Here is a 15,734-nt window from a genome sequence, read left to right as displayed (position 1 = left end):
ATTAAACCGTAAAGGATTCGCCGCAACCACATTCGCCTTTCTGATTGGGGTTGGTGAACTTAAAGCCTTCGTTTAATCCTTCTTTTTCGTAGTCCATCAACAAGCCATCTAAATATACCAAGCTCTTAGGATCAATAAAAATACTGACGTCACGGCTTTCATAGCGCGTGTCATTTTCGTCAGGGGTATCTACGAACTCTAAAACGTAAGCTAAACCTGAGCAACCCGCTGTGCGGATACCCACTCGAATACCTTCGCCTTTACCGCGATTGTCCAAAAAGTCTCGAACATGCTGAGCGGCGCGTTCTGTCATTTCAATCATGCCAACTCCCATTGACTATCAATAATAGAGATAATAATTTAAGAAAACTGTAGATGATCTGACAACCAAAACAACGGGCTTGCCAAAATAACATCTGGATAACGATGAGTTAATAACTAAATTAATAATTAATAACTGCTAGAAAATAAAAGGTGACAATTACATAAGCGTCATTGTCACCTCTATAGCGTTAGTAGCGATGCTAAACACAACTACTAAAGTATTGCTATTATAATACTCAAAATACAATGCTTACGCTAATAGGCTTAGCTAGTCGCTTCTTCTGCCATAACAGCAGCTGCTGCGCCATGCTTACCTTTATAGTCGCTAATAGCGGCTTTAATGGCGTCTTCTGCAAGAACAGAGCAATGCACTTTTACGGGTGGTAATGCTAATTCTTCAGCAATGTGACTGTTCTTAATCTCACCAGCTTGATCCAAGCTTTTGCCTTTTAGCCACTCGGTAACGAGCGAGCTTGAGGCAATTGCTGAACCGCAGCCGTAAGTTTTGAAGCGTGCATCTTCGATGATACCGTTATCATCGACTTGGATTTGTAGACGCATCACATCGCCACAAGCTGGGGCACCAACCATACCAGTACCAACGTTTTTGGCATTTTTATCAAGATTGCCGACGTTGCGTGGGTTTTCGTAATGATCAATAACTTGGTCACTATAGGCCATGGGGTTTTCTCCTAGTTAGATGATGAGCAGTGGCTTCTGAAAGTTGAAACACTACCCACTCATCGATAATTGGGGTCAAACATTTAGGTAATAAAAACGGTATTTATAAAATAAAATTCATAAAAACTATATTTATAATTGTCTGATTCATCATTTAATAGCTGTATCTAATAAGTACTTCATTGTTTCAGGTTTTAGTGTTCAGCCCACTCGACTGAATCTAAATCAACACCTTCTTGATACATATCCCAAAGTGGTGATAGGGCACGTAATTTATCAACCGCTTCGTGCATCTGCTTGATAATCGTATCGATGTTTTCTTCAGTAGTATAACGACCGAAACTAAAGCGAATTGAGCTGTGTGCCAATTCGTCTGGACGACCAATAGCGCGCAGTACATATGATGGCTCAAGGGTCGCTGATGTACAGGCTGATCCTGACGATACGGCTAAGTCTTTTAGCGACATCATCAACGACTCACCTTCAACGAAGTTAAAGCTGATGTTTACAATGTTAGGAACGCTGTGCTCTAAATCACCGTTTAGGTAGATCTCTTCGATATCTTGTAGACCATCCCACAGTTTTTGGCGCAGTTTTGCAGCATGGGCATGGTCTTCTTCGTAACGCTCATTGGCAAGGGCAAATGCCGCGCCAAGACCAACGATTTGATGCGTTGGCAACGTTCCTGAACGCATACCGCGCTCATGACCACCGCCATGTTGTTCTGCTTTTAGACGAATACGTGGCTTACGACTGACAAATAGCGCACCGATGCCTTTAGGACCATAAGCTTTGTGGCCTGAAAAGCTCATCAAATCGATTTTCATCTCTTCAAGATTAATGAGTATTTTACCGACTGACTGGGCACCATCCACATGGAAGACCACACCAGCTTCGCGAGTAATTTCGCCAATAGCAGCGACATCAGTAATCGTTCCAAGCTCGTTATTTACCATCATAAGTGATACTAAAATCGTATCGTCACGTAGCGCTTCTTTCACTTGCTCAGGTAAGATAAGACCGGTGCTTGGCTGTGGCTCAAGATATGTAATTTCAAAGCCTTCTTGCTCAAGCTCGCGGCAAGTATCTAATACAGCTTTATGTTCGATTTTACTGGTGATGATGTGCTTACCGCGAGACTGATAGAAATGTGCCGCCCCTTTGATCGCTAAGTTGTCAGACTCAGTCGCACCAGAGGTAAAGACGATTTCGCGTGGATCGGCGTTGATGACTTCTGCCACTTGTTGACGCGCCACTTCGACCGCTTCTTCTGCCTGCCAGCCGTAGCCATGCGAGCGCGAGGCGGGATTACCAAAGATGCCATCTACCGTCAGATATTCGCTCATCTTAGCTGCAACTGACTTAGCAACTGGGGTGGTGGCGGCATAATCTAAGTATATAAGGTTGTTATGTTGGCTCATGCTGGGTTTGCCTCGCTGGTCGATAGGGTAATAGTATTGATGTCTTTTATAGAAATATCTTTGGTAGATTTGTGCTGACGTTCTGAGACTGACTGCACGTTTTCCATATCTAATAATTGCGCTAATGTTATATTTTTCAAGTACTGTTCAATATGATTAGACAACGCGCACCATAAATCATGGGTTAAGCACATTGTACCACCTTGACAGTCTCCACGTCCTTCACATTGCATCGCATTAACTGATTCATCGACGGCAGATATAATAGTCATTACATCTATCTCATCTAATGGTTTGGCTAAATGATAACCACCTGCAGCGCCACGAATACTAGTAACCAAGCCACGTTTACGAAGTTTGGAAAATAACTGCTCAAGGTAAGAGATAGAGATAGATTGACGCTTAGCGATATCGGACAAGGATACTGCGCTGTCTTGTTGGCTAGTTTGTAATGCCAAATCCAATAAAGCGGTAACGGCATATCTGCCTCGAGTGGTTAAACGCATAAAATCTCTCCAAACTGATCAGTTATAAGCCAAATTCAACAACGAGCTTAGTATGTTAAAAATATAATATTTTCATCAATATGAATCGTACAACATAAGATGTGCAATACATTATTGATCGTACTAATTTAACTATACAAAGTTACTCGTCCTCGCTATCAAAACAGCAGATGGTTAAACCGTTATGTGCTGTAATAGAGCTATTATACTTAATCCTGAGTAATTTAGTCAAGATTGAAATGTCAATGAATGGTTAATCCAATTGATTACTACGATTGATAAAAACAATGGTGGCTAAGGTAGGGTAAAAGCTGGCTTGTATAATAAAAGTTTTGTACCGATTTAAGCTTTTATATTTGTTTCAAGTTCACGGTTAGCAAATTAAAGCGATAAAAAAAGCGTTTGGTAGCTTATTGCAGCTATCAAACGCTTAATGGTCATTAAAGCAATCACCTAACAGGTGCATTATTATTTATCAATAAATATCACCATCATTAACGAAAACTAGTTCATCAATAGTGCTATGACTGAGCCAATCATAATGACAAGCGCCATAATAGTCACAATTATCAATGTCTTCTGTTTACTCTGCAATTCCTTTACGGTGGTTTCAAGCTCACGATTCTTAGTCGTTAATGTACTGATTTGCGTCTGCTGCTCTTTGATACGGAGCTTATAGCCATCTTTCTTTTCGGCCATTTCCGCGTCAGTCGGCTTAGATTTGCCTTTGCCGCCTTTGATTTTTTTGATCAAACCCTGAATCAAGCTACCAAGACCAAGCTGCATAATAAATTGCTTAACCAATTGTACTTGTACGGACTCACCGCGCATCTGTAGTTTTTCAGTCGTTTCGCTATCGTGGGTCGTGATGGCATTGATGACTTGGATACTATAAGCGTTGATGACCACGTCAGGCTCACTACGATCAATGGGTAACTGCGCATCTAATAACACGCCCTTGGTGCTAAAAGTGGCAAAAATCTCGACATGAGGCAAATACAAACGCAGCGCAACGACAGTGCCTTGCTTGGCAAGTGGATAAGCGGCTTTACGTAGCTCGGGATCTAAACGTAACAGTAGGGTCAGAGCCGACTCGACGAACACGAGAATAATATTAAGAAGAGAGGTGGACAACGTAGTACGCTTCATGTAAATAATCCGTTTTTTATTTGGCAAGTTAGAGGCAAAAAGACAAACAAGAGTCAAAGCCGACTCAAAACATATAGCAAGATTTTGCTTATAGTAACGTCTTTATAATAAAAAGTAACGTTGGTTTCTGTCACTTAGCAAATAATTGTCTTAAAATCATCTCACTAATGCTTAGCGTTATGTCACTAATCCCTAGAGCTATATTGCTAACAATATATCGTTAACGAAACTGTTAGGATTTGCGCGTAGTAATATCTGTAGTGCTGTCATCAAAAGCTGAATAACTCGTAAAGGTAATAACTCATAAAGGTATTATTTAATGTATGAGTTAAAAAACAGTCAGATGTTCAGTTGCATATCTTTTGCGTAACATTGGGTGTCAAATACGTAGTACAGTGCACAAAAATATGTAAAATTGCTTGCGCTCCTTATGCTGCCTTGATATAAAGACGTTAACAAAGCGAAACCTGTTTATGCGTGAGTCAGGTGGTTTTTATTGCTTAAGTGCTATGAGAGCGATACAATACCTGGCGTGAGCGTTTATTATCCCCCTTAAACTTGAAGGAAATTTTATGAATAAGTCAGAATTAATTGATAGCATCGCCGATAAAAGTGGTCTAAATAAAACTCAAGCTGGCGATGCATTGAATGCTGTTATGGAAAGCGTTGGCGAAGCTCTAGAAGCTGGCGAAAGCATTTCACTAGTTGGTTTTGGTACTTTTAGCGTAAAAGACCGTAAGGCTCGTACTGGCCGTAACCCTAAGACTGGTGAAGAGCTTAGCATTCCAGCAAGCAAAGTACCAAGCTTCAAAGCTGGTAAAAACTTAAAAGAGCGCTTGAACTAAGCCGATATAGTTAAGTCACTCTATTACAGACAAACCCTACATAATGACGTGTCATACGAATAAAAATAGCGTTTGTTGATAGTAAAATGATAGAGAATCGCTTATTGATTGGCTACAGCCTAAGTAATAAGTGAAACCGCAAAAAAAGCACCTAAATATTAGGTGCTTTTTTTACAGCCATCGTTTGTATCATATAACGTGAATATTTTGAGTCTAGCGTAAAAATCACGTATCATAGGCGCGCGATAGTGGGGTTGTTTAGACAAGCCTTATTTTGCCCTTATAACTTGCCCAGGTTTTTACCCTTGCCATTGCCTGCTTAGATAGCATTAAATGGTCTTTCATCAATATAGGTTAATAAAGCAGAGATAACTATGGATAAATTGCGCGATTTCTTAAAAAGCTGGCCAGGTCGCATTTTATTGATTTTATGCCTATCGCCGCTCGCTCTATTGGGTGTCGAAAGCTACTTTGGTGGCGGTGTCGATCCCAATCAAATTGCGCAAGTAGGTGAGGCAAGTGTTGGATTATCAGAATATCAGACTGCTGTTAATAATCGCCGTACTGAGACCTTAGAGCAAATTGATGATGCCAGTTTATTGAATGAAGATGTGCTGCATGAGCAAGTACTAAAAGGTCTGATTGATCGAACTTTGCTAGAGCAGCAAGCGGGTAAGCTGGGTATGACGGTCTCTGACGACACCATCAATCGTCTACTGCGTCAAGAAGAGATCTTTAAAGATGCGGATGGCAATTTTTCAAACGATCAGTTTTCAAACTTTTTGCGTCAGCGCGGTATGACCAAAGATCAGCTGTTTGCTGAGTTTCGTAACCAGTTAAGCCTCGATCAGCTGAATGCCAGTATCGTTGGTACGGCAGTGTATCCGATGCAAGCGGTTAGTCAGCTAATAGATCTACAGCTAGAGTCGCGTAATATTTGGTTGCATCGCTTTAATTGGCAGGATTACCAAGAACAAGTGAAGCTGAGCAAAAACGATATACAAGCCTACTATGATGCCAATAAAGACACGCTAAAAAGTGCGGCAATGGTCGACTTGGCTTACCTGCAATTGAGTCCGCAGACGGTTCAAGTTACTGATGTCACGACAGAAGATTTAGAGCAGCAGTACGCTGCCTATAAGCAAGGACTGGCTGTAGTCGATGAGCGCAAAATCAGTCAAATATTGATAACGGGTAAGGATGCCAAGGCTCGAGCAGATAAAGTAAAAGCTCGTTTGGATAAAGGTGAGGCTTTTAGCAAGCTTGCTAAGACGGAATCTGACGATCCATCAGGAGAGACGGGTGGTGACATCGGTCGCTTCAATCCTTCTGTATTTGGCAATGACGCAGCAGCAGTTAAAAAAGCCTTGGAAGGCTTGAGCGTTGGCGATGTGAGTGCACCAGTTAAGACCAGCTTTGGTTATCAGATATTTACTGTAACCGAAGACAATGGTAGTAAAGTACCTAGCCTCGAGAGTATGCGTGAAGAGCTAACGATTAAGGCCAAAGAGTATAAGCGTCAGGAAATGTATGCCGATAAAGTCACGGCGATTAATGATTTGGCAGCAGATGGTTTTAGTATCGAAGATATTGCTCAGCAAGAGGGCGTGACGCTAAAGCGTATCAAAGATTATCGCAAAAAAGGTAACCAGTCAGCATTGTCGCAACCAGCAGTGATTAAGCAAGCTTTTGATGAGTTTACGATTCAAGACCAAGCGGTGACGGCAGGTATTGAAGTTGGTAATGGCACGGTATGGGTACAGCCAAGCAATTATCGTCCTACCAAAACGCTTACTCTGGCAGCGGCTACGCCAAGAATCACACAGATATTACGTCAGCAAAAAGCTACAGCATTGGCGTTAAAAGACGCTAAAAAACTGGCGGCTGGTATTAAAACAACGGCCGATATCGGTAAGCAACCGGTCAGATTTCAAGCCTTAGGCGAAGTCAATCGTCAAACCACACGATTGACAGAAAAAGAGCGCGGCTTGGCATTTAGTCAGCAAGCGGCCAATAATGGCGTCGTTGCCATTGCGAGTAAAACAGAGATGGGTGCGACGTTATTGGTTGGTGATCGTATCAAGACCGAACAACAATCACCACTGTCTGATATGCAACGTGCGCAAACGGCATCTATTATCCGTGATAATTTGGGTCAAGATCAGCTACAAGACTATCTAGAGTATCTACGTTTAGTGTATAAGGTTGAAATTAATGAGACTAATATGGCCAATGCGCAAGGACGTTAAGCCACTTATAAGGCATTTGTTAAACCCTTTGTCTAAATAAGCTTTATCAAATCTTAAATAAAAAAAGCCACTATTGATAGTGGCTTTTTTTATGCAATACGATTTTGATTTATTCTTAAAAAATTTGTCTGAACAGCATTATCTTGACAGCAGATTAATGACGGAAATGACGCATACCAGTGAATACCATGGCGATACCATGCTCATTAGCCGCAGCAATCGTTTCGTCATCACGCATAGAACCACCCGGTTGGATAATCGCCGAGATACCTACTTCAGCAGCGTTATCAATGCCATCACGGAACGGGAAGAAGGCATCTGAGGCCATAACAGCACCTTCTGTGGCTAAGCCTGCATGTTCAGCTTTGATAGCGGCGATACGTGCTGAGTTGACACGGCTCATTTGACCAGCGCCAACACCAATAGTGCGTTGACCCTTGGCATAAACGATGGCGTTAGATTTGACGTATTTTGCGACGTTCCAGCTGAACAGTAAATCTGCAATCTGCGCTTCTGTTGGTTGCACGTCAGTGACGATTTTTAGGTCATTAGCGGTAATCAAACCCAGATCCTGCTCTTGTACGAGTAGCCCGCCGTTAACACGCTTATAGTCGAGCTGGCTTTCGCGCTGTTCAGGTGTTGGTAGCTCGCCGCATACCAAGACGCGCACATTTTTCTTAGCAGCAGTTGCTTCAAGCACCCCATCTTCGATACTAGGTGCAATAATGACTTCTACAAACTGATTGTCGATAATTGCTTTTGCTGCTGCAACGGTCAGTGGGCGGTTGAAGGCAATAATACCACCAAAAGAAGATTCAGGATCGGTGCTAAAAGCGGTGTTGTAAGCAGCGACTTGGTCGGCATCGACCGCGACACCGCAAGGATTGGCGTGTTTAACGATGACGCAAGCAGGGGCGCTGAACGCTTTTACGCACTCAAGTGCTGCATCAGTATCAGCGATGTTGTTATAAGACAGTGCCTTACCTTGTAATTGCTTCGCCGTGGCAATAGAGGCTTGCTGACTTTTTAGCGGATGATTTTCCGTATAAAAAGCGGCGTTTTGATGTGGGTTTTCACCGTAACGTAGGTCTTGTACTTTTTCTAGTTGCACATTGAAGGTGCGTGAAAAATTCTCTGGCTCTTGAGTCTCATTAACTCGGCTACCTAAGAAGTTGGCAATCATACCGTCGTATTGTGCAGTATGTTCAAAGGCTTTCACCGCTAAGTCGTAGCGTAGGGACGTGGTCAGTTTAGTGCCATCACCCAAGGCTTCAAGTACGCGCGTATAATCAGCAGGATCGGTTACGATACCAACGTGGGCGTGATTTTTCGCTGCAGAACGTACCATCGTAGGACCACCGATATCGATGTTTTCGATGGCATCGTTCATGGTGACATCTGCACGAGCAATCGTCTCGGCAAATGGATAAAGATTTACCACGACCAAATCAATACGCTCAATTTGATGATCGCTCATAACCGTATCGTCAGTGCCACGGCGTCCTAAGATGCCACCATGAATTTTAGGGTGTAGCGTCTTTACACGACCGTCCATCATTTCAGGAAAACCGGTATAGTCTGACACTTCGGTCACCGCAACATTATTCTCTGTCAGCAGTCGATAAGTACCGCCAGTAGATAACAAAGCAAAGCCTGCTTTAATAAGGCCTTGAGCAAATTCGAGGATATTGGATTTATCGGAGACCGACAGTAGGGCAAGTGGGGCTGTACTCATAAGAAATTTCCATAAAAAAAGCCTGACGTAAACGTCTGGCAAGGTGATAATGACAATCGCTGCCGACAGTATCACAGTGGATAAGGTCATAAACGATAAATTGCCATACATAATGAGGGTTAATGACGATCGGTAAGCTCATCTGGCCGAGGTTACATTAAGTTATAGGTTTTAAGTTTTTTGCGTAACGTACCACGATTGAGACCCAAGATTTGCGCGCATTTGGTCTGATTGCCGCGCGTTTGCTCAAGGACGACAGACAATAGCGGCTCTTCGATTTGTTTTAAGATAAGCTCATACAAATCGGTGGGTATCTCATCGCCTAACATCGCAAAATACTGACGCACCACTCGCTCTACGTTCACACGCAAAGGTTCAGGAGTATGCCCATTGTTCATAAGGCTATCTAGAGAAGGCTCTAAATCACGGATAGAATGCTGATAATCGTCTTTATTATAATCGGCAAGATGCTCAGAGCTTTGGGCAAAACGATTGGCATTATGCTGTGCATGAGTTGCCATAAGATAATGTCCTTGAGATTAAAAAGAGTCAAACCATAGGGGTTTAGACGGGTATTATAACAAATTAATATCGGTTAGCATTGACAGATTGGACGTTATCTCAGTAGCAATGCTATTCAATGAAGACTGTTCAATTCCAAAGCATTTCGTTACTGCTATTTATTAAGGTCTCGCTTATTACTTCTATTTATTAAGGTCTGCTTCAATAAATAGGATTAATACGGACTTCACGGATTTGAGCATTGGCAACCGGTATCGTAAATAGCAGTTGTCTGCGACTGGCAGCCGCTATTTGGTTTTGGGTACTCAATAGATAATCATCTGGTGCTGCAATAAACTCTCCGAGTAGGGCATCTGTCCCGTAAACACTGACCTTAACATTAGGGTAAAGCTGGGCTTGTGGGCTTTGGTTGTTTAACGTTGCACTTACCTCACTAAAAGTCCCCGTTTTTTTAATTTGGCTAGGCTTGTGATTGAGCTCAGTGATCGTCAAGGCAGATAAGTCAGCGCTAGGAAGGCTGCAAGCCGCGATTGTGCAGATTGTCTGTAGGCGTTCTGCATGAGCGGGATTTTTTACCAAGGTTTCTAAATTAAAAATAACATACTGGGCAAAAAGTAGCAGCGCCAGTACCAAACAGCCTAGCGTCCACAGTAGCGAGGCAATTGAATGCCGCGCTGGTGTCGGCGCGAATTTCGCTTGCGCTTGCATTTTTTTGACCCGCTCTTCATGTGTTCGGTCTTCGTCTCTAAAGGGCACGCCCATGCTGAGCAATAGCTGCGATAAATCCGTATCCTCTTGGATGCTATTGTCATTTTTATTTTGCTCTTTGAGCAGATCTTCGAGCCAAGCGTTGTCAGTCGTATCATCAATATTGGCATGGATGTTATTGGCCGCCGCTGAACTAAGTGCAACCTGAGCAGGTGAGGTAGACTGCGTTGCTGCCGACGCTGATTGCGCTGCTGACTTGGGCGTTTTATCAAGCTTATTACTGGCTATAGAATTAGTATGACTACTGTCGGTTGCATGGGTCAGCCAAGCGTCCATATTTTCTAACGAGTCATATTCCAAACTGCTTTCATCTGCTTCGTCGATATCCATGTCATCATAAATTAAACCATCATGAATTAAGCTGTCAGAAGATAAGACGGCTGAAGATTGCTTATTAGAAAGTTGTTTATGAATAGGCGGTTTGACATTACTTGTGTTATTTGGGTCGGTGGTGGTGCTATCTGCCATTTTTGGTGGCGTATCGGTGGTGACGATAAGGTGCTTATTGACCAAAAAACTCTGCTGACACTGATCACAGCAAACGGCGGTGTTTACTTTATTTAACTGGGTTTGTTGTAATTTAAAGCAAGCTTGGCAATGAGGGCACTGAGTTTTTATTGGCGTGGTCATAGGGTCGAATCCAAAAAAGTATGGTTATCAATACCGCGTAGCCACTCACCAATAGCTGCCTCTAATACTCAGGCTTCTACTTAGATACTCATCGTTAAATGCTTGATACATTTATGAGTGATAGACAAGGACAGAGTGGCGTCAAATACATAACATTTGACTGCCCCTCTATCGTAACAGATGTAATTAAATGTTGCTAGCCTGTAAATGTACCAGATAAACGCTGCCAATGTTGGTCCTCTTGCGCCGTAAAGGCGTGCTTCGGATCGAGCGCAAAATAAGGCTGATACGCAGCAGTCACTTCTTCAGTTTGTGACTCGATTAAGCCGGCTAACACGATACGACTTTTTGATGCCATTAAGGTGACAAAGTAAGGTGCTAAGCCAATAAGGGGCTTGGCTAAAATGTTGGCGACCATCACTTCTACAGGTTTGACGTCGTTTTGTTTCCAGTAATCAGTAAAGTCTTCGGGTAAAAATGCTTGCAAGCGATCATCGACATGATTGCGTACGGCATTTTGGTTGGTCGCCAGCACAGCTTGTGGATCGATATCAACGGCATAGACCTGACGTGCCCCTAACAATAATGCCGCAATACCTAAAATTCCTGAACCACAACCATAATCAATCACCACTTTATCACTCAGATCTTGCTCTGTTAGCCAGTCGAGGCATAAGCGAGTGGTGGCATGATAACCCGTACCGAAAGCTAAGCCAGGGTCCATAATAATATTGATCGCTTCAGGATTGGGCGGCGTTATCCAGTTAGGCACAATCCATAAGTTATTGGCGCATTCTATAGGATGATAATTGCTCATCCATTCACGTTCCCAATCTTTATCATCCACAGCACTTAGCCAAACACGACTGGCGTGTACTTGTGCACCAATTTCGTGACTTAACTGTTCAACCGCATGACGGCTACCAGTGTCTGTGCTGGCATCGAACAATCCTGTCAGGATCACTTCATCCCATAAGGGCGACTCACCAGGCAATGGCTCAAACAAGGGTTGATCCCCTGCGTCATCTAACGCGATTGATAGAGCACCTGCTTCTAGTAACAGCGCCTCAGCCAGATCGACGTTTGCTTTTTCACACTGTAAGTGCAGTTGTTGCCATGCCATAACGATAACCTTAATTAAAAATAAATGTATATTTTGGATAAATGATGGGTGTGCACAATATAAAAAGTGAGTAGATAGCAAGTTATAGACTTAGTATTTACTCACTTCGGTATGTCTTGATACTAACGCAGTGCTTGCTTTGCTTCATTGATGATGCGTGAGTTACCCTGCGCTTGCCCTGATTGCAAAATAATTTGCCAGAGCGCGCGTCTGCGATTGGCATCTTGCGAGACGCTAAGACCACGGCGAGCCATGGCTTCTGCCTTGCGCGGTTGGTTCTTTTTGAGAGCGACTTGTGCCAGATAAAAATACACCGCTGAGGATTTGGGCGCGAGGCGCTGGGCGCGGGTAAAGCTGCTCTCAGCATTGGTCAGCTTGCCTGATTTTAACTGACCAATCCCTGTTTGCATAAGATTGCGAAATGCTGGCAGGTCACTGTTGTTAGTAGCCGCTTGTTGACTGCGTTGTTGCGAGTTTTGGCGCGCGCGCTCTAATAGGTCATTGTGCGACGGTATTGAAGGTTCAGAAATTATATAGTCATCACGGGACGGCGTAATGATTACGGCATCGGGCTGTGAAAACACAGGACTGGATGGGGAGTTAGGCGCTGTGTACACTGGAGTTTGTTGCGTTAATGGGTTTGTCGCTGAAGATGGGCCAGACGGCGCATCAGACTGGATAGGGTAGTCATTTTTTTCATCATTATCGTCGCCTTCTCCATAGCCCCTGTGATCAATAATCGGCGCTTGAGTCGCAGGTTTTACGTTGGTAACCGATGAGGGCGCTGCTGTCTCTTGACGTTGCGTTGCTGGCATCGTTTGAGCAGGTGTTGTTCTCGTCGCAGTAATGGGCGCCGTTTGACAGGCACTCAAGCTCATTATGCCAACGAGCGCACCAGCAGCAAGGACCGTATTCGCTAGGGTATTCTTTTTAGCCGTGCTAATAATGTCCTGCTTAACGGATACGCTTTGCTGTATAGATGACACCATGTTAAGCCCCTTTTTAAGTTTTTAAAAACAATGTTAGAACCATTCAACCGCACGGTCGTACCAAGTATCAGCACCGCCCTGCGCATCACTATCATCTTGGCTCTCGGTCTCAACCGCTTCGCCATTTGGAATGTCTAAGCCTTCGCGGCGGCGTTGCTGATTGATAGCGCCTTGCTCACTCTGTTCTTGAGCGCGATCTTGTTGATACAATCCGATGGCACAACTACTGGCTTCTTCGGGCAAATGTGCTGACATTACTGGCAAATAGCGCGCATCAGTACAGCGCTCATTTGATAGCTTACCAGAATTGTTTTCAAGCCATAACCACTCAATACCTTCCGGCTCAGGTAGTGATACTGGCGTCAATTTTAAGCGACTCATATAGTCGACCCAAACTGGTAATGCACCTGTGCCACCACTCAGACCGATTGGCTTATTATCATCACGACCGACCCAAACCACGCTGACATAGTTACCACTATAACCAGCAAACCAAGCGTCGCGATAGTCATTTGTGGTCCCTGTTTTACCAGCGAGATTCAGGTTGCTACCAAGCGACTGTGCTCGTTTAGCCGTTCCGCTGGCGACCACTTGCTGTAGCGCGTAATTGGTCAAAAAGTTGGTCTCAGGCGGGATACTACGCTGTGTATTGAGTCCAGTGCGCTGCAAGATACGACCGCGATCATCAATGACGCTACGAATACTATGAATGGGCGTGCGAAAGCCACCAGTAGCAAAAACTTGATAGACGCCAAGCATATCCATTGGGCTAAGATTGACCGATCCTAATAATGCAGAAGGATAAGGCGATATTTTCTCTTTAATACCCATACGCTGTAGCTGCTTGGCAAAAGTATCGATCCCAAATTCCATGCCTAAGCGTACCGCTGCTTGGTTATAAGACTGAGACAGTGCAGTGGTAAAGGGGACATAACCATGATCACGCTTGTCATAGTTTTGTGGATTCCACTTCGTACCGTCATTTAGGTTGACGGTAACTGGTGAATCATCGACCGAACTTGCCAAATTATAGCGACCGCTTTCGAGCGCTGTCATATAAATGATCGGTTTTAATAAAGAGCCCACTTGACGCTTGGCATCGACGGCGCGGTTAAAGCCCGTAAATTCACTGCCGCTACCGACCACAGAGACCAGCTCACCAGTCTCTGGATTGGCACTGACCAAGGCACCTTGTAAATCTTTGGTTTTGCTGCTGCTACGACGGAGCTCGCCCAGTTTTTTATCGACTGCTTTATCGGCGGCTAATTGGGCAATAGGGTCGAGCGTACTAATAATCGTCAGACCTTCATTTTTTAAGTCATCAGAATAATAGACGGTATTCAATTCACGCTTGACGATATCGAGAAAGTCAGGAAATTGGCTTTTGCCTTCGACAGGCTTGTCAGCGATACCCAGTGATCTCTCTATGGCTTTATCATAGTCTGCTTGACTGAGCGTGCCCATCGCTAGCATGTTGCTAAGAACGACATTACGACGTGCTTTTGAATCGTTTGGATGGCGACGTGGATTATAGACACTCGGGCCTTTTGCCATACCAACGAGCAAGGCTTGCTGGTCTAAGCGCAGCTCGTTCAGCGGTTGATTAAAATAGAACTGCGCTGCCAAACCAAAGCCATTAATAGAGCGGTTGCCGTTTTGTCCTAGGTAAATCTCGTTCAGATACGTTTGTAGAATTTCATCTTTACTATAATGGAGCTCAAGTAACACAGCCATTAGGGCTTCATTGGCTTTGCGTTTTAGGGTGCGATCTGAATTCAGATAAAAGTTTTTAATCAGCTGCTGGGTGATGGTCGAACCACCTTGTCTAGAGCCGCCAGAGAAATTATTAATGACTGCACGGGCGATACCGCGTATCGATACGCCTTTATGCTCATAAAAGCCGCGATCTTCCGTGGCTATTAATGCATCAATCAATGGCTGTGGCACCTCATCTAAAGAGACGACCATACGATCTTCATTGCTGTCTGGGTAAATGCCGCCAATACTAACCGGCTCAAGGCGAATAATGCCGCTCTTAGCCGGTAAAGTGCTTTGAATCGACTCAATCTTATTACCAGCAATCGTCATTTTGATGACTTGCTCAGTGTCTATATCGTTGGAGCTATAAGTAAAACCGCGCGTATGGATATAATAGGTATTGCCAGACTTACGATAGGTACCGGTGCGATCATAGGCTTTGTTGCTTTGATAATTAAGCAGCTCAAGCCATGTCTTAATCGTGCTGTTATCGACGCTGGCACCTTGGTAAAGCTCAAGTGGCTGCGAGTATACCTTGGCAGGAATATCCCAGCGCTTACCTTCGAACTTGTGGGTAATGGTGCGATCAAGCTTGATCAAATACAGCGCCAATAGCACCATGCCAGCGATAATGACAATTAATAAAATACTACTAAAGACCAAGCCGCGCTGCTGTGAGGGTAGCGTGCTGATAGCAGACGTAGATGATGAAGGAAGCTTGGAGATTGGTCGCTTAGAATTAGATTTTTGCACGGATGATGCACCATTTAGGGATAAAAAACTGCCTCATAATGACGCAAATTGACAAATTTTTCAATCTATCATCATCAACTCAGGCATTCAGTGGGATGACTCTGTGAGGGGTTATGCTGTTCACAGCACCGGCTTATAGTATAATCGATCTATTGACAGCGATGTTTATACAAAAACACAGCGCGCTTTTAATTTGCTTTATCAGTGCCATATAAGATAACAATTTACGATTATTCTAACGATGTTTTTTGTATGAATTAGCGGTTGATTCTCTATCTGTG

The 15,734-nt window shown here is 43.7% G+C and carries 13 protein-coding genes; 2 read left to right on the top strand and 11 right to left on the bottom strand.

The annotated features are described in order from the left end of the window. Position 1: 1 nt before the first annotated feature. The 5 genes from iscA to HQR03_RS01610 all read right to left on the bottom strand — a co-directional run bounded on the left by iscA (position 2) and on the right by HQR03_RS01610 (position 4,081). Positions 2–322, bottom strand: a complete 321-nt coding sequence (iscA, locus tag HQR03_RS01630; protein WP_025653020.1) for an iron-sulfur cluster assembly protein IscA — start codon at positions 320–322, stop codon at positions 2–4. A 266-nt stretch (positions 323–588) separates the two neighbouring features. Further along, positions 589–1,005: a Fe-S cluster assembly scaffold IscU gene (iscU, locus tag HQR03_RS01625; RefSeq protein ID WP_025653021.1), complete on the bottom strand. Its 417-nt coding sequence runs from the start codon at positions 1,003–1,005 to the stop codon at positions 589–591. 194 nt (positions 1,006–1,199) lie between these two features. Continuing rightward, positions 1,200–2,426, bottom strand: coding sequence for an IscS subfamily cysteine desulfurase (locus tag HQR03_RS01620; protein WP_025653022.1), 1,227 nt, complete (start codon positions 2,424–2,426; stop codon positions 1,200–1,202). Continuing rightward, positions 2,423–2,932 (bottom strand): Rrf2 family transcriptional regulator, encoded by a 510-nt coding sequence (locus HQR03_RS01615; RefSeq protein WP_173238916.1) that lies wholly within the window; start codon positions 2,930–2,932, stop codon positions 2,423–2,425. The genes HQR03_RS01620 and HQR03_RS01615 overlap by 4 nt, the downstream gene beginning before the upstream one ends. A 504-nt stretch (positions 2,933–3,436) precedes the next feature. Continuing rightward, positions 3,437–4,081, bottom strand: coding sequence for a hypothetical protein (locus HQR03_RS01610; RefSeq protein ID WP_101211722.1), 645 nt, complete (start codon positions 4,079–4,081; stop codon positions 3,437–3,439). Between the two features lie 572 nt (positions 4,082–4,653). Here HQR03_RS01610 and HQR03_RS01605 point away from each other — a divergent pair. Both HQR03_RS01605 and HQR03_RS01600 read left to right on the top strand, forming a co-directional pair. Beyond that, positions 4,654–4,926 carry an HU family DNA-binding protein gene (locus HQR03_RS01605; protein WP_025653024.1) on the top strand — a complete coding sequence of 91 codons (273 nt, stop codon included), beginning with the start codon at positions 4,654–4,656 and terminating at the stop codon, positions 4,924–4,926. Positions 4,927–5,300: 374 nt separating this feature from the next. Further along, positions 5,301–7,175 (top strand): SurA N-terminal domain-containing protein, encoded by a 1,875-nt coding sequence (locus HQR03_RS01600; protein ID WP_173238915.1) that lies wholly within the window; start codon positions 5,301–5,303, stop codon positions 7,173–7,175. 154 nt (positions 7,176–7,329) lie between these two features. Here the strand turns inward: HQR03_RS01600 and purH are convergent, their stop codons facing one another. From purH to mrcB, 6 genes are all read right to left on the bottom strand, one after another. Further along, positions 7,330–8,910 (bottom strand): bifunctional phosphoribosylaminoimidazolecarboxamide formyltransferase/IMP cyclohydrolase, encoded by a 1,581-nt coding sequence (gene purH / locus HQR03_RS01595; RefSeq protein WP_173238914.1) that lies wholly within the window; start codon positions 8,908–8,910, stop codon positions 7,330–7,332. A gap of 152 nt (positions 8,911–9,062) precedes the next feature. Then, positions 9,063–9,308: a helix-turn-helix domain-containing protein gene (locus tag HQR03_RS01590; protein WP_037026284.1), complete on the bottom strand. Its 246-nt coding sequence runs from the start codon at positions 9,306–9,308 to the stop codon at positions 9,063–9,065. Between the two features lie 325 nt (positions 9,309–9,633). After that, the gene (locus tag HQR03_RS01585) at positions 9,634–10,830 is read right to left on the bottom strand and encodes a DUF3426 domain-containing protein (protein WP_025653028.1); all 1,197 of its coding nucleotides are present in this window, start codon (positions 10,828–10,830) and stop codon (positions 9,634–9,636) included. A 196-nt stretch (positions 10,831–11,026) separates the two neighbouring features. After that, entirely contained in the window at positions 11,027–11,953 is a 927-nt protein-coding gene (gene prmA / locus HQR03_RS01580) for a 50S ribosomal protein L11 methyltransferase (protein ID WP_173238913.1), read from the bottom strand. A 122-nt stretch (positions 11,954–12,075) separates the two neighbouring features. Beyond that, the gene (locus HQR03_RS01575; protein ID WP_173238912.1) at positions 12,076–12,942 is read right to left on the bottom strand and encodes a tetratricopeptide repeat protein; all 867 of its coding nucleotides are present in this window, start codon (positions 12,940–12,942) and stop codon (positions 12,076–12,078) included. 33 nt (positions 12,943–12,975) lie between these two features. Further along, positions 12,976–15,321 (bottom strand): penicillin-binding protein 1B, encoded by a 2,346-nt coding sequence (gene mrcB / locus HQR03_RS01570; RefSeq protein ID WP_418889561.1) that lies wholly within the window; start codon positions 15,319–15,321, stop codon positions 12,976–12,978. Between the last annotated feature and the right edge of the window lie 413 nt (positions 15,322–15,734).

The sequence above is a fragment of the Psychrobacter okhotskensis genome (assembly GCF_013248965.1).
GTDB lineage: Bacteria > Pseudomonadota > Gammaproteobacteria > Pseudomonadales > Moraxellaceae > Psychrobacter > Psychrobacter okhotskensis.
The sequence above is the reverse complement of the archived record's forward strand: the minus strand, read 5'-3'. Positions and strand labels throughout refer to the sequence as shown.